The 21,916-nt window shown below is 70.6% G+C and carries 24 protein-coding genes; 2 read left to right on the forward strand and 22 right to left on the reverse strand.

The window, feature by feature from the left end:
* Window positions 1–21: 21 nt before the first annotated feature.
* The 12 genes from STROP_RS12505 to STROP_RS12560 form a co-directional block, all read right to left on the reverse strand.
* Window positions 22–1,389: an ATP-grasp domain-containing protein gene (locus STROP_RS12505; protein WP_012013712.1), complete on the reverse strand. Its 1,368-nt coding sequence runs from the start codon at window positions 1,387–1,389 to the stop codon at window positions 22–24.
* Window positions 1,390–1,393: 4 nt separating this feature from the next.
* The gene (locus STROP_RS12510; protein WP_012013713.1) at window positions 1,394–2,359 is read right to left on the reverse strand and encodes an alpha-ketoacid dehydrogenase subunit beta; all 966 of its coding nucleotides are present in this window, start codon (window positions 2,357–2,359) and stop codon (window positions 1,394–1,396) included.
* Entirely contained in the window at window positions 2,360–3,331 is a 972-nt protein-coding gene (locus tag STROP_RS12515; RefSeq protein ID WP_012013714.1) for a thiamine pyrophosphate-dependent dehydrogenase E1 component subunit alpha, read from the reverse strand. It abuts the gene before it with no gap.
* Window positions 3,328–4,140 (reverse strand): DUF3050 domain-containing protein, encoded by an 813-nt coding sequence (locus STROP_RS12520; protein WP_012013715.1) that lies wholly within the window; start codon window positions 4,138–4,140, stop codon window positions 3,328–3,330. The genes STROP_RS12515 and STROP_RS12520 overlap by 4 nt, the downstream gene beginning before the upstream one ends.
* Window positions 4,141–4,143: 3 nt before the next feature.
* Window positions 4,144–5,073, reverse strand: a complete 930-nt coding sequence (locus STROP_RS12525; RefSeq protein WP_012013716.1) for a phytanoyl-CoA dioxygenase family protein — start codon at window positions 5,071–5,073, stop codon at window positions 4,144–4,146.
* Window positions 5,070–6,173: a 4-hydroxyphenylpyruvate dioxygenase gene (hppD, locus tag STROP_RS12530; RefSeq protein WP_043535364.1), complete on the reverse strand. Its 1,104-nt coding sequence runs from the start codon at window positions 6,171–6,173 to the stop codon at window positions 5,070–5,072. Before hppD ends, STROP_RS12525 begins: the two co-directional genes overlap by 4 nt.
* 68 nt (window positions 6,174–6,241) lie before the next feature.
* On the reverse strand, window positions 6,242–7,486 hold the full coding sequence (locus tag STROP_RS12535) for a beta-ketoacyl-[acyl-carrier-protein] synthase family protein (protein ID WP_012013718.1): 1,245 nt from the start codon (window positions 7,484–7,486) through the stop codon (window positions 6,242–6,244).
* Window positions 7,483–9,099 (reverse strand): class I adenylate-forming enzyme family protein, encoded by a 1,617-nt coding sequence (locus STROP_RS12540; protein WP_012013719.1) that lies wholly within the window; start codon window positions 9,097–9,099, stop codon window positions 7,483–7,485. The genes STROP_RS12535 and STROP_RS12540 overlap by 4 nt, the downstream gene beginning before the upstream one ends.
* The gene (locus tag STROP_RS12545) at window positions 9,096–9,614 is read right to left on the reverse strand and encodes a beta-ketoacyl synthase chain length factor (protein ID WP_020678830.1); all 519 of its coding nucleotides are present in this window, start codon (window positions 9,612–9,614) and stop codon (window positions 9,096–9,098) included. Before STROP_RS12545 ends, STROP_RS12540 begins: the two co-directional genes overlap by 4 nt.
* A complete protein-coding gene (locus STROP_RS12550) occupies window positions 9,611–10,690 on the reverse strand; it encodes a beta-ketoacyl-[acyl-carrier-protein] synthase family protein (RefSeq protein WP_026274866.1) in 1,080 nt (359 codons plus the stop codon). The genes STROP_RS12545 and STROP_RS12550 overlap by 4 nt, the downstream gene beginning before the upstream one ends.
* Entirely contained in the window at window positions 10,683–10,922 is a 240-nt protein-coding gene (locus STROP_RS12555) for a hypothetical protein (RefSeq protein ID WP_018830026.1), read from the reverse strand. Before STROP_RS12555 ends, STROP_RS12550 begins: the two co-directional genes overlap by 8 nt.
* Window positions 10,922–11,188, reverse strand: coding sequence for an acyl carrier protein (locus STROP_RS12560; RefSeq protein WP_012013722.1), 267 nt, complete (start codon window positions 11,186–11,188; stop codon window positions 10,922–10,924). Before STROP_RS12560 ends, STROP_RS12555 begins: the two co-directional genes overlap by 1 nt.
* 16 nt (window positions 11,189–11,204) lie before the next feature.
* Here STROP_RS12560 and STROP_RS12565 point away from each other — a divergent pair, with 16 nt between their 5' ends.
* Window positions 11,205–11,900, forward strand: a complete 696-nt coding sequence (locus tag STROP_RS12565) for a 4'-phosphopantetheinyl transferase family protein (RefSeq protein ID WP_043535366.1) — start codon at window positions 11,205–11,207, stop codon at window positions 11,898–11,900.
* On the opposite strand, the gene STROP_RS12570 is transcribed toward STROP_RS12565, so the two are convergent.
* The 10 genes from STROP_RS12570 to STROP_RS12615 all read right to left on the reverse strand — a co-directional run bounded on the left by STROP_RS12570 (window position 11,828) and on the right by STROP_RS12615 (window position 21,676).
* Window positions 11,828–13,228: a class I adenylate-forming enzyme family protein gene (locus tag STROP_RS12570; RefSeq protein WP_012013724.1), complete on the reverse strand. Its 1,401-nt coding sequence runs from the start codon at window positions 13,226–13,228 to the stop codon at window positions 11,828–11,830. The genes STROP_RS12565 and STROP_RS12570 overlap by 73 nt on opposite strands.
* Window positions 13,229–13,581: 353 nt before the next feature.
* Entirely contained in the window at window positions 13,582–13,941 is a 360-nt protein-coding gene (locus tag STROP_RS12575) for an antibiotic biosynthesis monooxygenase family protein (protein ID WP_012013725.1), read from the reverse strand.
* Window positions 13,938–15,185 carry a beta-ketoacyl synthase N-terminal-like domain-containing protein gene (locus STROP_RS12580; protein ID WP_012013726.1) on the reverse strand — a complete coding sequence of 416 codons (1,248 nt, stop codon included), beginning with the start codon at window positions 15,183–15,185 and terminating at the stop codon, window positions 13,938–13,940. The genes STROP_RS12575 and STROP_RS12580 overlap by 4 nt, the downstream gene beginning before the upstream one ends.
* The gene (locus tag STROP_RS12585) at window positions 15,182–16,453 is read right to left on the reverse strand and encodes a beta-ketoacyl-[acyl-carrier-protein] synthase family protein (RefSeq protein ID WP_012013727.1); all 1,272 of its coding nucleotides are present in this window, start codon (window positions 16,451–16,453) and stop codon (window positions 15,182–15,184) included. Before STROP_RS12585 ends, STROP_RS12580 begins: the two co-directional genes overlap by 4 nt.
* A 112-nt stretch (window positions 16,454–16,565) precedes the next feature.
* The gene (locus STROP_RS12590; protein ID WP_012013728.1) at window positions 16,566–16,973 is read right to left on the reverse strand and encodes a cupin domain-containing protein; all 408 of its coding nucleotides are present in this window, start codon (window positions 16,971–16,973) and stop codon (window positions 16,566–16,568) included.
* Window positions 16,966–17,685 carry an SRPBCC family protein gene (locus STROP_RS12595; protein WP_012013729.1) on the reverse strand — a complete coding sequence of 240 codons (720 nt, stop codon included), beginning with the start codon at window positions 17,683–17,685 and terminating at the stop codon, window positions 16,966–16,968. Before STROP_RS12595 ends, STROP_RS12590 begins: the two co-directional genes overlap by 8 nt.
* Window positions 17,682–19,058, reverse strand: coding sequence for an acetyl-CoA carboxylase biotin carboxylase subunit (locus STROP_RS12600; protein ID WP_012013730.1), 1,377 nt, complete (start codon window positions 19,056–19,058; stop codon window positions 17,682–17,684). Before STROP_RS12600 ends, STROP_RS12595 begins: the two co-directional genes overlap by 4 nt.
* Window positions 19,059–19,071: 13 nt before the next feature.
* A complete protein-coding gene (accB, locus tag STROP_RS12605; RefSeq protein WP_012013731.1) occupies window positions 19,072–19,650 on the reverse strand; it encodes an acetyl-CoA carboxylase biotin carboxyl carrier protein in 579 nt (192 codons plus the stop codon).
* On the reverse strand, window positions 19,647–21,347 hold the full coding sequence (locus tag STROP_RS12610; protein ID WP_012013732.1) for an acetyl-CoA carboxylase carboxyltransferase subunit alpha: 1,701 nt from the start codon (window positions 21,345–21,347) through the stop codon (window positions 19,647–19,649). Before STROP_RS12610 ends, accB begins: the two co-directional genes overlap by 4 nt.
* A complete protein-coding gene (locus STROP_RS12615) occupies window positions 21,344–21,676 on the reverse strand; it encodes a TcmI family type II polyketide cyclase (RefSeq protein ID WP_012013733.1) in 333 nt (110 codons plus the stop codon). Before STROP_RS12615 ends, STROP_RS12610 begins: the two co-directional genes overlap by 4 nt.
* A gap of 2 nt (window positions 21,677–21,678) precedes the next feature.
* Here STROP_RS12615 and STROP_RS25180 point away from each other — a divergent pair, with 2 nt between their 5' ends.
* Window positions 21,679–21,819: a hypothetical protein gene (locus STROP_RS25180; protein ID WP_018830020.1), complete on the forward strand. Its 141-nt coding sequence runs from the start codon at window positions 21,679–21,681 to the stop codon at window positions 21,817–21,819.
* Window positions 21,820–21,916: the final 97 nt, after the last annotated feature.

A 21,916-nucleotide genomic window follows, 5' to 3' on the forward strand; every position in this document is an offset into this window, starting at 1 on the left:
GGAACGACCCCGCGCGACCGGTCAGGCCGGCGGCGGGTCCGTCACCAGCAGGCCGGAGATAAGCACGCCGCGGGCCAGGTTGAGCACTCCCTCGCTACCGGGGAAGCCGATGCGAACACAGGCACCCGCCGGCTGACGGCCGAAGAGATACGGAGCGACGCTGTACGGCACCTCCGCGGTGGTCAGGTCCCCGGTTTCCATGTGTACGAACTCCACCGGCACGTTGTCGGCGTGCACATAGCGTTGCAAGATGAAGCCGCCCTGCCGGGCGAACCGGCCCACCGCCTCCCGCCAGGCGTCCGCGTCGGTTTCCCGGCCGATCAGCACGTCCACCCCAGCGGATCCACCGGACGGCTTGACCACCAGGTCGTGCCGGTCAGCCACCGCCTGCTCGACCAGGTCCGGAGTGAACAGCCAGGTCTGCGGCACATACCGGTGAATCAGATCCCGGTCGGCCGTCGGCAACGTGTCAGCGTCCGCCCAGAGCCAGGCGAACACCTGCTTGTTCCCGAGTAGCCACGCGGCCGCCGACACCCACATCGGCACGGATCCTGCCCGTACCGCCGCTTCCAGAGCGTCCACTCCGGCGCTCGGCGTGACCCGGTTCGGCACGAAGAGCCGGAACAGCCCGTCGACCGGGGCACCCCGGATGACCAGCCGCCCCTTGGTGTCCTGGGTGGCCTCCGTAACCGGTGCGACGATCAGATCGAGGCCGGCGACGGCGGCGCGGTCAACCACCGGATCCAGCTTCCGGTAGAAGCGCTCCGGGTCTTCCAGCCCCGGGTATTCGGCGTCAAAGTCGATCAACAGGGCGAGCCGCGCCCCGGCTGCCAAGCCAAGGCCGTCACGAATGGCCGCGAACCGCATGTCCACCGCGGAAGGTGCCGGTTCCATCCGAACCCGGTCGAGGCCGCGCCGCCGATAGAGATCAACGAAGCGTCGTATTGTCGTGTCCGAGTCGAGCGCCCCACCAAGACTACTGTCAATGTTGTACTCCACCACCCGCGGTACTCCGTCGCTCAGCAGCACGTCCGGGCGGAACCCGGCGAGCAACGCCTCCGTGAGCGGCTCGGCCTCGTCGAGCAGCCGGTTCTGCCCCGCCGGCATCCCGAGCAGGTGGCGTAGCTCCCCCGCCGTCCTGGCCCGCCGCCGGCACGACTCGAAGATCAGCTGGGCGAGCCGGTCACAGACGGAGTTGAGCACCCGCAGCGACGTCCTGTCCATCACCGGTGGTCGAGCCAGCCGCCACTGCTGGTTGTACGAAGCCCGTTCGTCGAAGATCTCGCGCCAGGACTCCACCCCGGCGGAGACCAGATCGGCACGGAGGTCAGCGGGCAGGTCCAGCCAGGCCTGCGCGGCGGACGGCCAGCGGTAGTCAACATCGGTCATGTGGTCATCCATCCTTGCTGACGTGGTGAATGGCGTGCCGCAACAGCTCGCGGCCCGGTTGTACCGCTCGGTCCAGGGCCGGGGCGAACGGCAACACCGCACCGTCCGGGCGGGTTACCCGACGCGGCGGCGTGTGCAGTCGGATCTGTTCGACCACGGTGGCAATGACCTCACCGGCAATGCCGCAGGAGCGGTTGGAGTCGTCAACCACCACCAACCGCCCGGTCCGGGCGACCGAGCCGAGCAGTCCGTCCCAGTCAAACGGGTAGAGGGTGCGTGGGTCGAACACCTCCACCGAGACCTCGTCGGCCAGCTCTTCGGCGACCGCGAGCGCGTCGTGCACCAGGTGCCCGACGGCGACCACCGTCACATCGTCACCGGCTCGATGCACCCGCCCCCGCCCCAACGGCACCGGCACCCGGTCACTGACGTCGGCACGAGTGTCCATCGCCGCGGCCGGCGCGAACACCACCACCGGGTCGTCGCAACGAATCGCCGACACCAGCAGCCCGTACGCGTCGGCCGGGGTCGCCGGCACCACAGTGGTCACTCCCGCGTGGGTGAAAAGGCTGTACGGGTGATCGGAGTGCTGCCCCGCCCATCCGGTACGGGAACCAGAGCCGGGCACCAGGTAGGTGACCGGCACCGCGCACTGACCGCCGGTCATCAACGGGAACTTGTGCGCGTGGTTGACGATCTGTTCGAAGACCAGGAACAGCAACGCCGGGATCTGGAACTCCACCACCGGCCGGGCTCCGGCCATCGCCGCCCCGGTGGCGAAGCTGGTAAACGCCTGTTCCGACAGCGGGGTGTCCCGGACCCGCTCCGGGCCGAAGCGCTTCAGCAGGCCGGCGGTGACCGCCGACGCGGCGACCCGAATGTCCTCCCCGAGGAGGAACACCTCCTCGTCCCGGGCCAACTCGTCGGCTAGCGCCCGGTTGAGCGCCTTGCGGTATGACAGCCGCGGCATCTACCCACCTCCAGTGCGGGCGGTCAGCCCGCTGGCGTACAGGTGCTCCAGTGCGGTGGCCGGGTCGGGCTCGGGGGCGGCGAGGGCCTCGGCCACCGCCGCGTCGAGCACCGCCTCCACGTCGGCGTCGACCTTCGCCCGTTCGGTGGCCGACAGCCGCGAGCCGGCGATCCGCACCGGATCCCGGGACCGGCCGCGTTCGACCTCCTCCACCGAGCGATAGTCGAGGCGGACCGCGTGCTCGAAAGTGTGGTGGGCATCGAACCGGTAGGTCTGGGCCTCCAGGAACTCGGGGCCACCGCCGGCGCGCATCCGGGTGAGGGCGGCAGCGGTGGTGGCCTGTACGGCGGCCGGGTCCTGGCCGTCCACCACGGACGTCCGAATGCCGAATGCCTCCGCCCGTGCCGGAATGCTGCCGGCCACCGCGTCGGCCACCGGCATCGTCGTGGCGTAGCCGTTGTTCTCGCACACAAACAGCACCGGCACCCGCCAGAGTGCGGCCAGGTTGAACGCCTCCAACAGCATCCCCTCGTTGACCGCACCGTCGCCGAGGAAGCTCACCCCCACCAGGTCGTCACCGCGCCGGCGCCGGGCCCAGACGGCGCCGGTGACAATCGCGCCACCGGCGCCGACGATGGCGTTGGCGCCGAGCACCCCGACCGCGAAGTCGGCAGCGTGCATCGAGCCGCCCCGGCCCCGGTTCAGGCCCGTAACCCGACCGCACAGTTCCGCCATCATCCGGGCTGGATCGGCCCCCTTCGCGAGCACGTGGCCGTGCCCCCGGTGGGTGCCGGCGACCACGTCGTCGGGGCGCAGCGCCGCACACACCCCGGCCGCGATCCCCTCCTGGCCGACGTACGGGTGGATGCCGCCGACGATGTGGCCGGAGCGGACGAGTTCAATCGCCCGCTCCTCAAACCGGCGGATCAGCCGTACCGTGCGGTAGAGCCGGACCGAGCCGACTTCGGTCACCCGCGCCCCGCAGCCGCTGCCGGATTGCCCTTCACCGCGGCCAGGATGTCGTCCCACAGCTTGGCCCGCGCGGCTAGCGCGGTGTTGACCGTGTCCGCGCACTCCTGCCACTTGGTGTCGTCGTCGCCACACAGGTCGGCGAGCATCTGCATGGCCATCGGGGTGTGCTGCTCACCGTCGACCTCGATGTGCCGCTCCAGGTAGTCGACGAACCGGGTCAGCCGCCCCGACCGGTGATTGACGGCGACGACCTGGGTGAACATCTCCGGGATCAGATCCTCCCGGCCGAACGCGAACGCGGCGGCCTGGCAGTGCACCGGGGTGCTCTCGATGATCCGCCAGGTGGTGCCGGCGAAGGCCGCGGAGGGGGCGGGAACCCCCGCCTCCGCCAACGACTCGGTGACCGACTGGCCAGCACGCAAGAGTTCGACCAGCTTGTCCACGGGCTTGGTGTCGGCGCCGGCCTCGGTCATGCCCTGCACATACAGCTCGAAGTGGCTGAGGAATCCACTACCCAGCTCGTCGCTCTCCTCCACCATCACGATGTCGTTGATCAGACGGCGACTTCCGGTCGGCCCGGTCGGGATCCACGGCACCGTCACACAGGTGAGCTGCCGTTGCAGCGACTTGAGCAGGGACATGAAGTCCCAGACCGCGAAGACGTGGTGCTCCATGAAGGTCACCAGCGCCGCGTGGGTGTCGAGACTGGCGTACAGCGGGTGCTGGACCACCGTGTTCCGGCGGTCGGTCACCGCCTTCTCCAGCCGCTCGATTCCGGGGTGCGTCTTTCCCCAGTCGTACCGTGACATGACTCAGCCTCCCTGCTTGGCGTGGTGGCGCCAGATGACCGGGCAATATTCGGGGTCCGCGTAGTCCGGCCGACCGTCGTCGGTACGGCGAACAAGCACGTCGTGGTTGTACGCGGCGTTTTCGCCGGTGGAGAGCGGATACGCCCGCCAGCTGTTGTCGCCGTCCTGCAGGTGCAGTGAGATCGCCTGGCGGGGCCGTCCGCTGACGTTCGCACCGCTGCCGTGATAGGTCCGGCAGTGGTGGAAGCTCATGTGCCCCTTCGGGATCACCATCGGGATCTTCCGGACCTCGGCGTTGTTGTGTCCCGCGTTGCGGGCCAGCATGTCGTCGAGTTGGTTGCGGTCGCGGTCGGCGAAGTGCCGTACCACGGTGTCGTCGGCGCCGACCTCGGCCCACCGGTGCGAGCCGTCGACCATGACGATGGTGCCCAGTTCCTCCCCACAGTCATGGAATGGGATGAAGGCGGTCAGCATCCGCTCCGACGACGAGGACGCCCAGTAGTGCTTGTCAAAGTGCCACGGCACGATGTTCGACGGCTCCCCGTCGATCGGTGGCTTGAAAATCAACGTGGACTGGAAAATCCGGATCTCGTCGGCCTGTGCCAGCCGGGCGGCGACCGCGCCGATCAGCCGCTTGCGCAGGAGCGCCCCGAGCCCGTCGTGCTCGTGGTGGACGTAGTCGTTGTGCCGCTGCACCGCGCCCTTGGCCGGCTCCCAGTAGGCAAGCTTCGGGGGCCGCACCGGTAGCCGGCGGTGTCGTTCACCGGCGTAGTACCGGTCGGTAGCCGCGGCGAGAGCGTCCACCTCGTCGTCGGTGAACAGCTTCTTCGACAGATACCAGCCGTGCTCGGCGTAGAACGCCACGTCCTCGTCGGACGGAAGCAACGACTTTTCCTCATCGGTCAGATGCAGGTCGAAATCAGTAGTGGTCATCCCGTCACCTCCTGGGTAGCGGCGACACCGCCGGCCGAGGCCGCCACCGCCAGTTCCCGCTCCTTGGCCTCGTAGAGCGCCTTGATATTGCCGCTGCCGAAGGTCTGTGCCCCACGCCGCTCGATCAGCTCCAGGAAGAGCGTGCGGCGCACGTGCATCGACTCCGTGAAGATCTGCAGCAGTTGACCGTCGTGGTCCCGGTCGACCAGCACACCGAACTCCCGCAACTGGTCCACAGACCCGTCGACCCGGCCGACCCGGGTCTCAAGGTCGTCGTAGTAGGCCGCCGGCGTGCGCGCGAACCGAAGCCCTCGCTGACGCATCGCGCCGATCGCCTCGATGATGTCGTTGGTACGCAACCCCAGGTGCTGCACTCCCGCGCCCGAGTGCTGGGCAAGGAATGCATCGATCTGCCCAGCCCGCCGGTTGGTGTCCGGCTCGAGGAGCACCAGTGTCACCCGCCCGGACGGGCACTGCACCACGGTGGAGTTCATCGCCTGGCCGCCGACCTCCACGTACTCGTGGAAGATCTCGTCGAAGCCGAAGACCTCCCGGTAGCCGCATACCGTCTCGGCGAGCTGCCCGGGCGGCACGCACACCGCCAGATGGTCGATCTCGACGAGCAGGTCCTCGGCGGTCTCCGCTACCGGCGGCAGCTCCGCCAGGCCCGGCAGGAAGTCACGACCGCCCCGACGGCGCTCGACCAACCGGTGCCGCACGTCGGCGAAACCTTCCACCTCGGCGATGACGACCTCCGCGTCCGCGCTGGTGACGGTGGTGGGTGGCAGCGCACCGACCGCGCCCCTGTCCAGCAGTTCGGCGTACGCCTTGGTGGCGTCGTCAACCGCCAAGGCGACCACAGCGATGCCATCCCCGTGCCGCCGCACATATTCCGCCGCCGGATGATCGACGGTCAGCCCGGAGGTGAGCAGCAACCGGATGTCGGCGTGCCGTAGCAGCAGCGACCGCTGCCCGGTCAGCCCGGTCTCCGGGCCGCCCTGACCACAGAGCCGCATCCCCACCCCGTTGCCGAAGTAGAAGGCAGCCTGACTGGCGTCACCCACATAGAATTCGATGTGGTCTATGCCACGGATGTCCATCTCCCACCCTTTCCCACAGATCCCCCGTGCCGGTCGTGCGGGCACCCCGCCCGCGAAAGGTTGCACCGTCAACTCCGCGGCCGGGTGGCCCGCGAGAGCAGCAGGCTGACGTTCTGCCCCCCGAAACCGAAGGAATTGGTCAGCGCATAGCCGGTCTCGGTCGCCCGGGGCTCCTTACGGATGTGATCAGCCGGGCATGCCGGGTCCGGGTCGTCGAGGTTCCAGGTCGGCGGTAGCAGGCCCCGCCCGAGTGCCAGCGCGGTCGCCGCCGTCTCCAGTACGCCGGAGGCCCCGAGCAGGTGACCGGTGAGCGCCTTGGTGGAGCTGACCGGCACCCCATTCGTGCCAAAGACCTCGGTAAGTGCCGTGATCTCGGCGATGTCGCCGAGCTTGGTCCCGGTGCCGTGCGCGTTGACGTAGCCAACCTCGGCCACCGGCACCGGTACGCCGCGGCCGCTGAGCGCCCGCCGGATGGACTCCGCCGCGCCGGTGCCGTCCGGCCGGGGTGCGGTCGGATGGTACGCGTCGGTCGTCACGCCGTACCCGGCGATCTCGGCGTACCCGGGGGCGCCCCGGGCCGCGGCGTGGGCGGCGCTCTCCAGCACCAACAGCGCCGCTCCCTCGGCGAGCACGAAGCCGTTCCGGCGGAGGTCGAACGGTCGGCTGGCCTCCGTCGGGTCAGCCCACCCCCGGGCAAGGGCCCGGGCGTTGCCGAAGGTGTCCGCGAAGGTGGGAAAGAGCGGCGCCTCGCTGGCCCCGCAGAGCACCACGTCGGCCTCGCCTGCCTGGATCAGCCGGACGGCGTCGGCGACCGCCTGGACGCCGGAGGCGCAGGCGGTGCCGACCGAAGAGCTGTAGCCCCGAATGCCGTGCCGGATCGCGATCCGGGCCGACGGCATGTTCGGCAGCACCCCGGTGAGCAGGTACGGGCTGACTCCCGCTCGCCCCCGGGCCGCTCGGGTGAGCACCTGCGTCTCCAGGGTGGCCAGCCCACCGACCCCGCCGACGATGACCGCCGTCCGTTCCGGGGCCACGTCCCGGCCCACCTCGATGCCGGCATCGGCGAAGGCATCCGCGGCGGCGAGCAGAGCAAGCAGCACGATCCGGTCGAGGACCTTGGTGTCCGGACCAGACGACACCGACCGCGGATCGATCGCCGGCAGCAACCCCGCGACCTCCAGGGTTCCGGCTGCGGGGTGGTCGGCCGGCAGGTGCGTCAGCCCGGAGCGGCCGGTGCACAACGCGTCGAAGGTGGCCTCGGCACCCCGGCCCACCGGGGTGTGTAAACCCATCCCGGTGATGACCGCGGTCATCGGGACGCCTCGCTCAGGTAGCGCTCCCGCAGCGCCACCTTGCGGACCTTGCCCGTCACCGTGACCGGGATGTCGGCAGAACGAACCGGGACCACCCGCCGTAGGGTCGCCCCGACCTCACCGCCCAGCGCCTTCCGAACCGCCGCGGTACGGTCGGCGCTCCCGTCCGCGTCGGTGGCCAGTTCCAGCAGCACGTCGGTGACGACACCGGCCGGCTGGCGCACCATGACCACCGTGCAGTCGGTGACGTCGGGGCAGGCGGCGAGGATCCGTTCCTCGGACAACGCGGTGTAGAAGCGCTTCCCGTCGGGCGAGTCGACCGAGTCGACCGCCCGGTCCAGGTGGTAGTACCAACCGTCGGCGTCGGCGTAGACCAGGTCCCCGGTCAGATACCAGCCGCGCTGGCGGAAACGGTGGGTGGTGACCGAGTCGTTCCAGTACCCGCGGAACAACGACGGCGAGTCGATGCCCAGCCAGCCAGCCTCGCCCGTCGGCACCGGCTCACCCGCCGCGTCCAGCACGGCGACCTTCGTGAACCGGTACGGCCGGCCGATGCACCGTCCGTACCGGTCGGTCTCCTGGGTGTGGGTGATGTGGAACATGGAGTGTCCCATCTCGGAGGAGCCGAGACCGTCGATGAACACCGAGCCCGGCACCCGGGTGAGACCCGCGCGGGTCACCACGTCCCGGGAGCCGACCGACACCAGATGCCGGATGTGTGGCTCGTGCGACGAGTCGCCGGTGTTGAACCACAGCCGTACCGAGTCCAGGTCGTACCCGGACAGGTCGCACCGGGCCAGCTCGGCCCACGTGACCGAGAAGCCGAACACCCCGTCCGGGCGCCAGCGCTGGATGGCGTCGAGAACCTGTTCTCCACCCTGGTCGGAGAGGAGGAGCATCTCCGCACAGTTACCGAGCACCTGGTTGACCATGAGTACGGTGGCGGTGTGTGGGGCGGGCAAGGCGCTCAGGATCCGGCTGGTGCCCTGGGCCTGCGGCATGCTCAGCAGGTGTCGGGTCGCCGCGAAGAGGCTGGCGTGCGAGTGCAGCACCGCCTTCGGCACTCCGGTGGTGCCGGACGTATGAGTGATCACGATCGGATCGTCCGGGTGGTGCCGGTAGTGGGCGGGCGCCCCGGCTGGGTCACCACTGCCAGCCTCGGCCGGCGTGCCGAGCACCGGGACCCCAAGGTCGTGTTCGGCGAGCAGCCCACGATGTTCCTCATCGGCGAGCACCGCGACGCCACGCAGCCGTCGGATGTACTCGGCGGCGATCGTCGGCCGTAGCCGCCCGTTCATCAACGCCGGGATCGCGCCGAGCCGGGTCAGCGCGAGATAGCTCAGCACCATGTCCGCGGTTGCGGTGGCCCAGACCGCCACCGGGTCACGGGAGCCGATGCCCCGTTCGTGCAGCCAGGCGGCCCGGGCTGCCACCTGGCGGTCAAGCTGTCCCAGCGTTAGCGCCGTCTCCGCGGGGTGCCCGTCCAGCGGTGTGTCGAACGTCAGGCAGGGCATGTCCGGGTCGGCGCCGTGGGCAAGCACCCGCTCGAGCACATTCCCGGCGCCGATGTGGTTGTCGGCGGCGAGCAGCCCACGGATTCCCCTGGGTCTCATGGTCGGTCTCCTCCCCCCAGCAGCACGGCGACGGCTGACTCCGCATCACCGTCGTCGGGTGCCGTGTCGATCAGGATCAGCAACACCGCGTCGGCGTCGCCGTCGTACAGCAACAGGTCGGCCTCGGCGAGCCCGGCTGCCCGAGGGTCGCCGGCCGGTGCGAGGCAGACCACCGGTCCACCCAGCCCCCAGCGGGCGGCCAGGTGGCCGACCACGCTGTTCGGCACCGACTGGAAGAAGAACAGCGGTCCCGGCCGACGGTCAGCGGCCACCGCTGCCCGCACGTACGTCGCGCTGGCCTCGTCGCCGGTCGGGCTGACCAGCACGATCGCGGTGCGCTCTCCATCAGGGGCCGGCGCGGCCCGGTATGCCCGGCGGAGGCACCGATCTGCTACCGCCGCCACCAGCGGGTTGAACGCCGAGTGGACGAATCCTGGTAGCGGTGGCGCCGCGCCGTCACCCGACTCCGGCCAAGCCGCCTCAGCCCGCACCGTCGGTCCATCCGGCCCGGTCACGTCGCACCCAGCAGCAGGGCAGTGCTCGCGCCGCCGAACGCGGCGTTGAGGGTGAGCGCGTAGCCGGTGGCGGCCGGACGCGGCACGTCCCGGATGACATCGAGCGGGCAGTCGGGGTCCGACCCGAGCCAGCCGGCGTTCGGCGGCAGCTCGCCGCGCCGCAGCGCGAGCACCGTCACCACAAGTTCCAGCAGGCCGGACGCCTCCAGGGCATGTCCATGCAGGGATTTGGTGGAGCTCACCGGTACCCGCCGGGCCATCGGGCCCAGCGCGGTCCGCAACGCCGCCGCCTCGGCCGCGTCGCCCGGTCCGGATCCGGTGGCGTTGGCATTGACGTAACCGATGTCCTCCGGGCAACGGTCGGCGCGGGCCAGCGCGGCCCCGATCGCCCGGGCCAGGCCACGGCCCTTCGGTTCCGGCTGACACGGGTGGAAGGCATCACCCGCCCGCCCCCAGCCGAGCAGGCCGGCGATGGGTCGACGGGCGACGTCGGCGCGTTCCAGCACCACCGCCGCCACTCCGTCGCCGAGTAGCAGACCGGTACGCCCGGCGCTGAACGGACGCACTGCCGCATCGGTGGCGAGCGCCCGGCCGACGTCGAAGAGGGCGTACTGGTCGGGCTCGACCAGGTAGCCGGCGGCGACCACGGCGCGGTCGACCTTGCCGCGACGTAGCAACGCCGCCGCGTCGGCGACCGCGTTGGTTCCCGAGACACACGCCGTGGTGTACGTGCGCAGGGCGGGGAAGCCGGTGGCCGCGGCGAGGCCCGCGCCCAATGCCGGCACGGACCTCCCGCCGTGCACCGCGAGCAGCAGTGCCGCGTCAGCCCGGTCCGACGCGGTGAGCCCCGCCGACCGGCACGCCACCGTCACCGCCTCGGCCAGTTCGTCAGCGAGGGTTCCGGTCTCCGGCAGGGTGGCCGCCGCGTTGACCCGCCGGGCGCCGGTGTCGAACCGACGGACCGGCCGGAACGCGGGGATTCCGGCAAGCATCCCGGCCACCTGCTCCTCGGCGCCCCGACCGAGTGCACTGGTCGCGTGGACACCGGTGAGGAGAACATCGGCCGGCTCAACCATCGGCGGTGGCCAGGGCGGTCTGGAAGACCACCAGTGCGTCGTCAACGGTGCGGATCCCGGCGAGTTGGTCGTCGGTGAGGTCGAGTCGTCGGTCAGAGCGCTGTTCGACCAGGTGCACAAGCCAGGCCAGCTCCATCGAGCCGATTCGCTCGGGCACGTCGGTGGGTCGATCGGTGAGCTGGGCGAGCATGGCCACCAGGTCGACCCGCCCCAGGGCGGGCTCGCCGGCCATCAGGAGTGGTCGCCCGGCGCCCCGGCAACCCGGTTGGCGACCATCGTGGTGAACTCGCCCACCGTCATCAGAGCCAGCTTTTCCGACTCTTCCTCGGCGAACGTCAGTCCATACTGGTCCTCGACGCGGACCGCCAGGTCGGCGAGGGCCAGGGACTCCAGGTCCACTCCCGCTGGACCGAGAGTGGCATCGTCGTCAACCCCCTCCACGTCGTAGTTCATGTCGGTAAGTTGCTCGATGACGAAGGCGCGAACCTCGGCTCTCATTGGTTAACCTCTCTCCGTGAACCTGTCACCGGTGCCGGATCGGGACACCGTGTATGTGTGGATCGGTTGGGAAACTGACGGTCGGCCGGCTTCAGCCGGGCGGCTGCTGCGACAGGCCGCCGCTGGTGTGCTGGGCTGCCCGGAGGCGGACATCGTGGTGAACCACCGGGCCGATGCCGCTGCCCTGGTCACAAGGGACACCGGTTCGGGCCGGGTCACCGTGCCGGCGAGCGTGAGCCGTGGCGGCGGAGTGACGGCGGTCGCCGTCCGGACCGGCGGGCCGGTGGGGGTGGACGTCGAACGGTGCCGCCAGCTGCCCGTGCTGGGCCTGGCCCGCCGCTGGTATGGCCCGACCGAGGTGGCCTGGCTCGCCGCCCGGCCCGTAGCGGGACGGAGTCGGGACTTCCTGCGGTTGTGGACCGCGAAGGAGGCCGTCGGCAAGGCCCTCGGCCTTGGACTGCGCGCCGGAGGACCGCGCCGCCGGATGCCGGTCCCCGACACTGGACGGATGTGCCCGGTGCCCGATGTCGCCGATGTGTGGGTGGGCCATCCCCACTGTCCCGGAGCGCTGCTCCTCGCGGTGGCGGTGGTCGGCGGCGAAGCCGAGGTGGTCGTCGTCGGGGAGGCGGAGCGGCCCGGTCATGAGGTCCCTGCCGTCCGCAGCATGTCGACCGACCGGACCAGCTTGCCGGTGGTCGTGCGGGGCAGCTGATCGAGCAGCCGCAGGGTACGGGGCCGCTTGTAGCCGGCCAGCCGCTCGGCGACCTGCTGGTCCAGGGTCTCCTCGGTGAGTGTTCCCACCGGCTGCACGTATGCGGTGATGCCGTCGTCCCAGACCACCACCGCGGCGGCGACCCCCGGTAGCTCGGCGACCGTGTTCTCCACCTCGGTGAGGTCGACCTTCATCCCGCCGACCGAGACTTGGGAGTCGAGCCGGCCGCGAATGGTCACCAGGCCGCTGTCCGGGTCGACGGTGCCCGCGTCCCGGGTGTGTAGCCAACCGGCGGACCAGCGGGACGGATCGGTGGAGCCGAGGTACGGGGAGGTGGGGCAGCTTACCCACAACTCGCCGGCCACTTCGCGCACCTCGATGCCGGGGGCCGGGGTGATCGCCGGGCGGTGCCGTCCGTACAGGTCGGTACCGATGACCCCAACCTCGGTCATCCCATACATGTTGCCCAGCGGCACGCCGAAGCGCTCGGTGAAGGAGCGGACCGTGGCGGCCGAGACCAGTTCACCACCGGTGACCATCCGAGCGAACATGGGCAGTGGGCGGTCAAGCTGAGTCGCAGCCAAAAGTCCGATATGAAATGGCACGCCGAGAACGGTCGCTGGACTGTCAGCTGCGCCAATCGCATCGAGTACCGCCGCACCGCTGAGTCGTTCTGGCGGGACCAGTTCGACGCCGGCGTGCAGCCCGTAGAGCAGGCCACCGACGAGGCCGAGCACGTGCACCATGGACGGAAGCAGGATGAGCCGTTCGCCGGGTAGTGCCACGCCGTCGAGCTGGGTGTAGCGACGTACCTCTGCGACGAGGTCGGCGGCGGTCCGACCAATCACCTTGGAGGGTCCGGTGGATCCGGAGCTGAGTTGGATGACCGCGTGGTCGCTGGTTGCCGGGCGATCGGCATAGGGGGCTACCCCCTCAGTGACATCGACGAAGACCCGTAGTGCGGCGTTGCCGGCGCGGACCGGTGCCACGACCACCTGTGGGGTGAGCCGCCGCAGCGCACGGTCGGCCTCGTGGTCAGTCAGACGGTGGTCCAGCAGGATGGCCTGCGCGCCGCTACGCCAGGTGGCGAGCAGGTTCACCACATATGCCAGGGACGGCGGCAGCCGTAACGCGACAGCACCCCCAGCGCGCAGACCAGCGGCGGCGAGGCGGGTCTGCGCCTCGGTGACCAGCCGGTGTAGCGTGCCCCGGTCAACCGGGTCGGGTAGCCGGAGGCAGACGTCGACCGGTTTGCCGGTAAACAGAAAATCGTCTATCCAGCCGGGATCGATCGCATTCGAATCGCGGGACGAGGGGTTCCCGTTCACTGCCGTTCACCGCCCAGCACAAATAAGGGCATTCCTGCCCTAGAGAGGTCCACTTAGGTGCTACGGCTGACCCTACGGCAGACTCCAGATCCGCTAACAGGTGCGAAAGGATAGATCAAAAAAAGCGGCTGGCCGGATTGCCGACAACCGCTTCGCAGTGCAGGATCGTGCGCGTGCACCCGCGCCGAAACCAACGGGTGGCCCTGCGTGCGTTAGGAGGACCTTCGATACCCGAACGCATGATGCGCCCACCCCAACAACCGCCCCCTCCCCAACCGGTGCCCGCGCGGGCGGGCTGCCGATTCCGGCTGGCCATCCCGCATCGGCCAGGCCGTGGGCTGGTCCCGGTGCCGTCAGGGCAGAGTGGGGGTCTGGGCGAGAATGTGGAAACGGAGGGAGCGGGCGTCGGTGAAACACTCGCGCATCGGGCGGACCAGGTCACGGTGCTCCGAGCTCCGTTCCCACGCCTCGAAGTCCGCCAAACTCGCCCACTCGCTGGTGATCAACCACTGCTCCGGGTCCGCCGCCGACCGGCACACCTGGTCAACCCGGTGTCCCGGCACCCCGCCAGCGACGAGGTGCCGCACCGCCTCGTACGCGGCCAGGAACGCCTCCGTCCGCTCGACTGGCACCCGCACCAGGAACACCACCCGCGCCCGTGCCGCACCGGCGCCAGACCGGGTCGCCGCGTTCCGTTCGTCCAGTTCGGTCACTGCTCACCACCGTCACTCGGCGCCGCCCCAAGCAGGACCAGCGCACTGTTGAACCCGTCGAAGCCGCGGGCGCAGACCAGGGACAACCGGTTCACCGGCGGCCGCTGCTCCCGCAGGAAGTCCAGCTCGCACCCCGGCGCGACCTCATCCGGTCCGGCGGACGCGGGCAGCGTGTCATGGGCGAAGGCGAGCAACACGGTCGCCACGTCCAAGGCGGCTCCCCCCTGGTGGGCCCGTCCGGTCAGCGACTTCTGGGTGGTGACCGGGGGCAGCCGGTCCCCGAAGACAGCCCGCAGCGCGACCGCCTCGCTGCGGTCATAGCGCGGCACTCCCAACGCGTCGGGCACCACCACGTCGACCGCGTCCGCGCCGACACCGGCCCGATCCAACGCCAGCCGCATCGCCCGGGCATACTGCCCCGGATCGCCCGCTCCATCCGCGGTGGTGTGCGCGCCGTCGTGGGTGGCGCCCCACCCCATCACCTCACCGTAGACACGGGCCCCGCGGGCCAGCGCATGGCTCAACTCCTCCACGACGAAGACCGCACCCCCCTCCGCCGGCAGGTAACCACTCGCCGCCACGTCAAACGGTCGGTACGCCTGCTCCGGGTCCGCCCCCTCGCTGAGCATCCCGGAGGCCAGCTGACAGGCCAGCGCGTACGGGCTCAACGGGCACTCGGTCGCCCCAGCGATCACCACCGGAGTGCCCCGGCGGACTGCCCGGGCGGCGTGCGCCAAGCTGTCCAGCCCACCCGCGGTCTCGGCCACCAGCACCCCGCACGGCCCCTTGAACTGATGGTGAATCGAGAGCTGGCCGACGCTGGCGGCGTAGAACCAGGCGATCGACTGGTACGCCCCGACCGTCCGGGTGGACCCTCCCCACAACCGTTGCAGTTCCCGCTGCCCGAACAGGTTTCCCCCGGACGAGCTGGCCAGGGCGACCGCATAGCCATACGGGTCCGGGGCCCGCAGGGGCAACCCCGCGTCGGCCAGGGCCAGCCGGGTAGCGGCGAACCCGAGGTGTGTCCAGCGGTCGGTCTGCACCAGCCGACGGTTGTCAGCGTAGGCAGCGGCGTCGAATCCCGACACCTCGCCGCCGAAGCGGGTCGGGTAGCCGGACGGATCGAACAGCGTGATCGGCCCGGTACGCCGGGTCCCGGTGAGCACCGTCTGCCAGTGCGCGTCCACGCCGACGCCGCTCGGCGCGACCACCCCGATCCCGGTCACCACCGCCCGCGCGGTCACGCCGTCACCGCCGACAACCGCCGGAACACCATCGCTGACTGGAAGCCGCCGAATCCGCTGCCGACCGACAACGCCACGTCCACCGGCAGCTCCCGCGCCTCGTTCGGCACGTAGTCCAAGTCGCACTCCGGGTCGCGGGTCGCCCAGTTGGCCGTCGGCGGTACCACGCCGAACTCGATCGCCAGCGCGCAGGCGGCCATCTCGATCGAACCGATCGCACCGAGGGAGTGCCCAACCATCGACTTGATCGAGCTGACCGGCACCCGGTACGCGCACTCGCCGAGCGCCCGTTTGAACGCGGCGGTCTCATGCCGGTCGTTCTGCCGGGTTCCGGAGCCGTGCGCGCTGATGTAGGAGACCTGGTCGGCCCGGATGTGTCCCTGGCCGAGCGCGTCGGTGATGGCGAGCCCCATCTCCAGACCATCCGGGCGTAGCCCGGTCATGTGGTAGCCGTTGCTGCGGCTGGCGTACCCGGCGACCTCGCAGTAGATGTGCGCGCCCCGCCGCCGAGCCCGCTCCTCCTCCTCCAGCACCAGCACCGCGGCGCCCTCGGCGAGGACAAAGCCGTGCCGGTCGGCGTCGAACGGGCGGGAGGCGTGCTCCGGGTCGTCGTTGTCGGGGCTGGTCGCCTGGATAGCGTCGAACGAGGCGACGGTAACCGGGGAGATCGGCGAGTCGGCGGCACCGGTGAGCACCACGTCGGCCTCGCCGTCGACGATGAGCTGATGGGCATAGCCGATCGCGTCGATGCCGGACGTGCAGCCGGTGGAGACCACCTGAACCGGCCCGTGCAGCCCGTACCGGCAGGCCAGGTCGGCACCGAGGCTACTCGGCACCAACGCCTGGTACAGGTAGGGGCCGCCACGGGCGGCGTCAACCAGCCAGTGCTGGCCGCTGTCGCTGACCGTGACGTACTCCTGCTCCAGCGCCATCGTCCCACCAACGGCGGTGCCCAGGACCACACCAGTGCGATCACGCAGCGCGTCGGTGAAGTCCAGGCCGGCGTCAACGACCGCCTCGGCCGCGCAGGCGAGCGCGAACTGCACGTACCGGTCAGCACGACGATATTCGGTGATGCTGAGGCCAGCAGCCACCGGCTCGAAGTCGCACTCGGCGGCGATTCGCGACCGGAACGGTGACGGATCGAAGAAGGAGATCCGCCGGGTCGCCGTCCGCCCCTCGGTGATCGCCTTCCAGAACCGATCCCGAGTGGCGCCACCCGGCGCGACTACCCCGACGCCGGTCACCACCGAGCGGCGCCCGGTCACGGTGCCACTCCGTTTCGCGACCGCGGGGCTCGCACACCCGGCTCACTCCTCGCGCTCCGCACCTCCACCACTCGCGACTGCGGGGCTCGCACACCCGGCTCACTCCTCGCGCTCACGACCCACCGCCCCGTTGCGTGACGAGTTCGGTGTCGACGTGACCCAGTTCGGGGCGCGGGGCAAGCGGACCGAGGTGGAACACGACCTCGGCGTCCGCGGTGCCGGTGTTGCGCAGTCGATGCCGGACATTGATCGGGACGAGGAGGGCCTCGCCGGCCGCCAGCGGGACCGGCGTGTCGTCCAGGTCAACGGTGATGGTGCCCCGGGCGACGTAGAGGAACTCCTCGCTGTAGGGGTGGTAGTGCTCGGCGATCCGCTCCCCGGGGCGCAGTGTCGCCACGCCCATAAACCCGGAGGTGCTGCCGACAGTACGCGGACCGAGCAGCACCCGCAGCTCGCCGCCGCGGCGGGTGTCGGCGGCCACGTCCGCCGCGGCCACCCGCCCGGGGAACTGCTCACTCATCTCCGGCTCCCGTCTCCTGCGCGGCCCGCCGCTCGATCTTCTCTTTGATCACCGCGAGCTGCACCGCGCTGTTGGCGTTGATCCGGTCGGTCATCTCGGCGTTGGTCAGCGGGGCGGTGGTTTTCATGGCGAAGTCCTGCGTCCAGATCATCCGGGTACCACCGGCTTCCTCGACGTAGCGCCAGTGAATCCGCATGTACTCGAACGGGCCCGGCTCCACCCGCTGCGCCCGGACCTCCCGACCGTCCGGATCAGCCGTACGCTCGCTGACCCAACTCCACGCGATCCCGTTCTCGTCAGGGTGCATGGTGAGCCGGAACCGGACAGTGTTCCCCTCCCGGTGCAGGATCTCGGCCACCGCGTACTCGGTGAACAGGTCGGGCCAGCCGGCGACGTCGTTGGTGACCTCCCAGACCAGTGGCAGGGGTGCGGCGATCAGGATGTCGTTCTCGGTGTGCCCAGCCGGCTCGACGCCGCGGGCGACCAGATCCGCGACGCCGGCGATGCTGAGCTGGCCGGTCTCCTCGGGAATGCGTACCTGCCAGCGGTCGGCGACCACGGCGGAGAGCTCGAGCAGGGCCAGTGAGTCCATTCCCAGCTCCTCCAGGGAGGCGGCCGGGGCACGGGCGGCGTCGGCGGCGTTGAGCCCGCAGTGGGCTACCAGGATGTCGGTGATGTCGGCGGCCAGTGGACGGCCATCAGTGACGGTCATGCGTTCCTCCTCGATTGGGTGGGCAGGTCGCCGAGTAGGGTCTCGACCAGACCGGTGCAGTGGCGGCCCTTGCGGAAGGCGGCGTCGTCGAGCACCCGCCGGACGAACGGGATAGTGGTGTGGACGCCGGGGCCAGCGACGTCGAACTCGCCGAGGGCACGTTCCAGCCGGTTGAGGGCCAACTCCCGGTCCGGGGCCCAGACCGCCACCTTGGCCAGGAGCGAGTCGTAGTGGGGACCGACGACGTAGCCGGGATACCCGTGGGTGTCGACCCGGGTGAAGGGACCACCCGGGGGGACGAACCGCTCCAGCCGGCCGGGAGTCGGCGCGAAGTCCCGGTCGGGGTCCTCGACGTTGACCCGGCACTCGACCGCCACCCCGTGCGTCTCGATCTCCTCCTGCCGCCATCGCAACGTTCCGCCGGCGGCCAGGTGCAGCTGCTCGTGCACCAGGTCGATTCCGGTGATCATCTCGGTCACCGGGTGCTCCACCTGGATCCGACAATTGATCTCCAGGAAGTGGAACTGTTCCGCCGGGTCGACCAGGAACTCCACCGTCCCGGCACCGGTGAATCCGACCTCCAGCGCGCCGCGCAGCGCACTGTCGGCGACGGCGGCCAGAGTGGTCGCGGACAGCGCCGGCGCGGGCGCCTCCTCGACGAGCTTCTGGTGTCGGCGCTGCACCGAGCAGTCCCGGGTCCCTAGATGCACTCCGTTGCCGTGGGCGTCGCAGAGCACCTGCACCTCCACATGCCGGGCATTGCCGAGGTACTGCTCGACGTACACCCGGTCGTCGCCGAAGGCGACCTGGGCGGCGGCCCGGGTCCGGGCGTACGCCCGAGGCAGCTCGGCCGGCGCGGAGACGACGGTCATCCCCCGACCGCCGCCCCCAGCGGCGGCTTTCACGATCACCGGATAGCCCACCTCGGCGGCGACCCGGGCGGCGTCGGCAGCCGACGGCACCGGTGCGATGCTGCCCGGTGGCAGCGGCAGGCCGGCGCGGCTCATCAACGCCCGAGCGGAGGACTTGTCGGCCAGCGCCGCCACTACCTGCGGCGGCGGTCCAACGAAGACGAGGCCGTTGTCGGCGCAGATCTCGGCGAAGTCGGCGTCTTCGGAGAGGAAGCCGTAGCCGGGGTGCACCGCCTGCGCGCCGACCAGGCGGGCGGCCTCGACGATGGCCGCGGGGTTCAGGTAGCTGCGGCGACTCGCTGCCGGTCCGATCAGGACCGCCTCGTCGGCGAGCCGCACCGCGGTCGAGTCGGCGTCCGCCGTGGAGTAGACCACCGCGGTACGGATTCCCAACTCACGGCAGGCTCGCAGCACCCGCAGCGCGATCTCGCCCCGGTTGGCGATGAGTACCTTGCCAAACATCAGCCCACCTGCCTCAGACCGGATCCACCGCGAGCAGCGGCTGGTCGTACTCCACCGGTTGACCGTCGTCGGCGAGGACCTCGGCGATTCGCCCGACCCGATCGGCGGTCACCTCGTTCATCAGCTTCATCGCCTCGACGATGCCGACGACCTGGCCGGGGTGGACCCGATCTCCGACGGCGACGAACGGCGCCGCGCCGGGCTCCGGCGCCCGATAGAAGGTGCCGACGATCGGTGACCGCACGGCGTGCCGAGCCGCGGGTACGGCGACCGGCTGTGGGGGGACGACCGGCTGCGGGGCGCGGATCGATGCCGCCGGGGACGGGGGCACGTGCTCGGCGTCACCCGCCGAATGCCACTCCACCTCCAGGATCGCCTCACCGCTGCCCAGCCGGATCCGCCGCACCGGCCCGGCCAGGTCGGCGAGGAGTTCCTGGGCTTGTCGGCGCAGCTCCGCCAGCGCGGCATCCGCCGAAGCGCCGGATACCTCGGTCGGAGTGTCATCGAAGGTCCCATCGGACTGGGATGCCGCGTCCGCCGCCGCATCACCCTGGAGGTCCGGCACGCCGGTCGGCGCCAGTTCGGCGCTCATCGGGCACCTGCCCGGGCTCCGAGGCCGGCGGCACCGAACCGACGGAACCGGCGCCTGCGACGCCGAACCAGGGTCGCGGTGGGCACCTCGAGCAACGGCACCAGGTGCGCCAGTACCGCCTCCCGCACCGCCTGCATGGCGGCCGGCGGGTCGTGATGCGCGGCCGGTGCCGGTTCGGGGACCACCGCGTCCACCACCCCCAGACGACAGAGGTCGGCGCTGGTCAGCCGCAGCGCGCGGGCCGCCTGCGGGGCTGCGGACCGGTCTGGCCAGAGAATCGCGGCGCACCCCTCCGGACTGATGACCGAGTAGACGGCATGTTCCAACATCAGCACCCGGTCGGCGACCGCGAGCGCCAGCGCGCCGCCGCTGCCGCCCTCGCCGGTGATCACCGCAACGACCGGGGTGGGCAACATCGTCAGGGTCAGGATGTTCTCCGCGATCGCCGCGGCCTGGCCCTGTTCCTCCGCGCCCACTCCCGGGTCGGCACCGGGGGTGTCCACGAGGGTGACGACGGGCAGCCCCCACCGCGCGGCCAGCCGAGCCAGCCGGAGCGCCTTCCGGTGCCCGGCCGGACTCGCCATTCCGAAGTTGCGGGACATCAGGTCGCCGGTGGTGTGGCCCTTCTGGTGACCGACCACCAGGACCGGCCGGCCGGCCAGTTCGGCCAGTCCGCCGACGACCGCCGGGCAGTCGGCGCCCAGCCGGTCGCCGTGCAGCTCGACGAAGCTGTCAAAGGCCGTCTCCAGATAGTCCAGCGTGGTCGGGCGGCCCGGATGCCGGGCCAGCCGAACCGTCTCCCAGGCGTCCCGCTTGTCCGCACCACGCTCCTGTGTCGATGAGCCGTCCACGGGTGGGCACTCCGACTCGTGCCCGGCGCCCACCGGTTCGCGCCCGCCGGATGCGGCAGCGAGCAGCGTGGCGAGACAACCGCGCAGAGCATGCCGGGGTACCACCAGGTCGACCTGGCCGTGCCGCAGCAGAAACTCGGCGGTCTGGAACCCGTCAGGCAACTCCCGGCCGGTGACCTGGCGAATCACCCGGGGCCCGGCGAAACCCATCCGGGCCCCACTCTCGGCGATCACCACGTCGGTGTTGGTGGCGAACGAGGCGGCGACACCGCCGTACGTGGGATCGGTGAGCACGCTGACACTCGGCACCCCGGACTCGCGCAACGCGGCGACCGCCTGGCTGACCGTCGCCATCTGCATCAGCGACAGCACGCCCTCCTGCATCCGCGCTCCGCCAGAGGCGGTCACCACCACCAGCGGAACTCGGTCGGCGAGAGCACGTTCGGCAGCCTGGGTGATCAGCTCTCCGACCGCGCAACCGAGGCTGCCGCCGAGGAAACGGAAGTCCATGACGGCGATCACGCAGCGGCTCCCGGCCACTGTGGCGGTGCCGCAGACGACCGCCTCGGCCAGCCCAGTGCCGCTCCGCGCGGCGGTGAGCCGGTGGGGGTAGGGGAGCACATCGACGAAGCCGATCGGATCAACCTCCGGCGCCCGGTCGGCGAGGGCGGTAAACGACCCGGGGTCCACCAGCTGGGCCAAGCGGGCCGGCGCGTCGAGCCGGGAGTGGGCACCGCACTCCGGGCACACGTCCAGGTTTCGCCGCAGCCGCTTGCGATACAGCAGGCTGGCGCAGCCGCCGCAGCGTGACCAGAGCTGCCCGCCACGGGGCGTGGTCGGGTTCATGGCTGGTTGCCAGGAGCGTCGAACCGGTACACGCACCGGGCCATCGCGTCTCGCGGCTCCCGCCAGGTCGGCAGGTACGGCGAGACGTACGGGCGAAGCCGCTCGCTGACCCGAATGAACTCCGGGTGACACCGGGCCTCTGCGACCGCGTTCTCCCCCGGCAGCTCTGTCTCCAGGAGGTGCAGATACAGGTCTTGCAGCCGGTACAGCGACCGGTGCTGGACCCCGGCCAAGCGAGGCAACTCGGTCGCGTCGGACTCGGCGAAGATCTCGGCGATCCGCTCCTCCGCGCTCGGGTCGACCTTCGCGACAATCAACGAACGCTCCATCGATGAACCTCCCCCAACGGCTTCGGGCACCGGTGGCGCCGTACGCCGACAAGCCGGACGACTATGCGCACCATGGCGGCGCCACCGTCACCGGCGCGTCACCGGACTCGTCTCCGGCCCAGACTTTGGTGACGGTGCGTTGACGCTGACTGTGTAGGAGCTGTGACATGCAACCTGCACATAGTGCCTATCCCCAGTTCGGAGCGGGTTTCACAGCAGTTACGCACCCGTCGGGACGTT

Origin of the sequence: Salinispora tropica CNB-440 (assembly GCF_000016425.1) — a bacterium.
Lineage (GTDB): Bacteria > Actinomycetota > Actinomycetes > Mycobacteriales > Micromonosporaceae > Micromonospora > Micromonospora tropica.

What these genes read in the sequence shown, in the direction of transcription:
- STROP_RS12615 (WP_012013733.1), bottom strand. Translation starts at nt 21,676, where the DNA reads ATGGAGCGTTCGTTGATTGTCGCGAAGGTCGACCCGAGCGCGGAGGAG.
- STROP_RS12535 (WP_012013718.1), bottom strand. Translation starts at nt 7,486, where the DNA reads ATGACCGCGGTCATCACCGGGATGGGTTTACACACCCCGGTGGGCCGG.
- STROP_RS12525 (WP_012013716.1), bottom strand. Translation starts at nt 5,073, where the DNA reads ATGACCACTACTGATTTCGACCTGCATCTGACCGATGAGGAAAAGTCG.
- hppD (WP_043535364.1), bottom strand. Translation starts at nt 6,173, where the DNA reads ATGGACATCCGTGGCATAGACCACATCGAATTCTATGTGGGTGACGCC.
- STROP_RS12550 (WP_026274866.1), bottom strand. Translation starts at nt 10,690, where the DNA reads ATGGTTGAGCCGGCCGATGTTCTCCTCACCGGTGTCCACGCGACCAGT.
- STROP_RS12600 (WP_012013730.1), bottom strand. Translation starts at nt 19,058, where the DNA reads ATGTTTGGCAAGGTACTCATCGCCAACCGGGGCGAGATCGCGCTGCGG.
- STROP_RS25180 (WP_018830020.1), top strand. Translation starts at nt 21,679, where the DNA reads ATGAACCTCCCCCAACGGCTTCGGGCACCGGTGGCGCCGTACGCCGAC.
- STROP_RS12595 (WP_012013729.1), bottom strand. Translation starts at nt 17,685, where the DNA reads ATGACCGTCACTGATGGCCGTCCACTGGCCGCCGACATCACCGACATC.
- accB (WP_012013731.1), bottom strand. Translation starts at nt 19,650, where the DNA reads ATGAGCGCCGAACTGGCGCCGACCGGCGTGCCGGACCTCCAGGGTGAT.
- STROP_RS12560 (WP_012013722.1), bottom strand. Translation starts at nt 11,188, where the DNA reads ATGAGAGCCGAGGTTCGCGCCTTCGTCATCGAGCAACTTACCGACATG.
- STROP_RS12540 (WP_012013719.1), bottom strand. Translation starts at nt 9,099, where the DNA reads ATGAGACCCAGGGGAATCCGTGGGCTGCTCGCCGCCGACAACCACATC.
- STROP_RS12590 (WP_012013728.1), bottom strand. Translation starts at nt 16,973, where the DNA reads ATGAGTGAGCAGTTCCCCGGGCGGGTGGCCGCGGCGGACGTGGCCGCC.
- STROP_RS12505 (WP_012013712.1), bottom strand. Translation starts at nt 1,389, where the DNA reads ATGACCGATGTTGACTACCGCTGGCCGTCCGCCGCGCAGGCCTGGCTG.
- STROP_RS12610 (WP_012013732.1), bottom strand. Translation starts at nt 21,347, where the DNA reads ATGAACCCGACCACGCCCCGTGGCGGGCAGCTCTGGTCACGCTGCGGC.
- STROP_RS12555 (WP_018830026.1), bottom strand. Translation starts at nt 10,922, where the DNA reads ATGGCCGGCGAGCCCGCCCTGGGGCGGGTCGACCTGGTGGCCATGCTC.
- STROP_RS12520 (WP_012013715.1), bottom strand. Translation starts at nt 4,140, where the DNA reads ATGTCACGGTACGACTGGGGAAAGACGCACCCCGGAATCGAGCGGCTG.
- STROP_RS12510 (WP_012013713.1), bottom strand. Translation starts at nt 2,359, where the DNA reads ATGCCGCGGCTGTCATACCGCAAGGCGCTCAACCGGGCGCTAGCCGAC.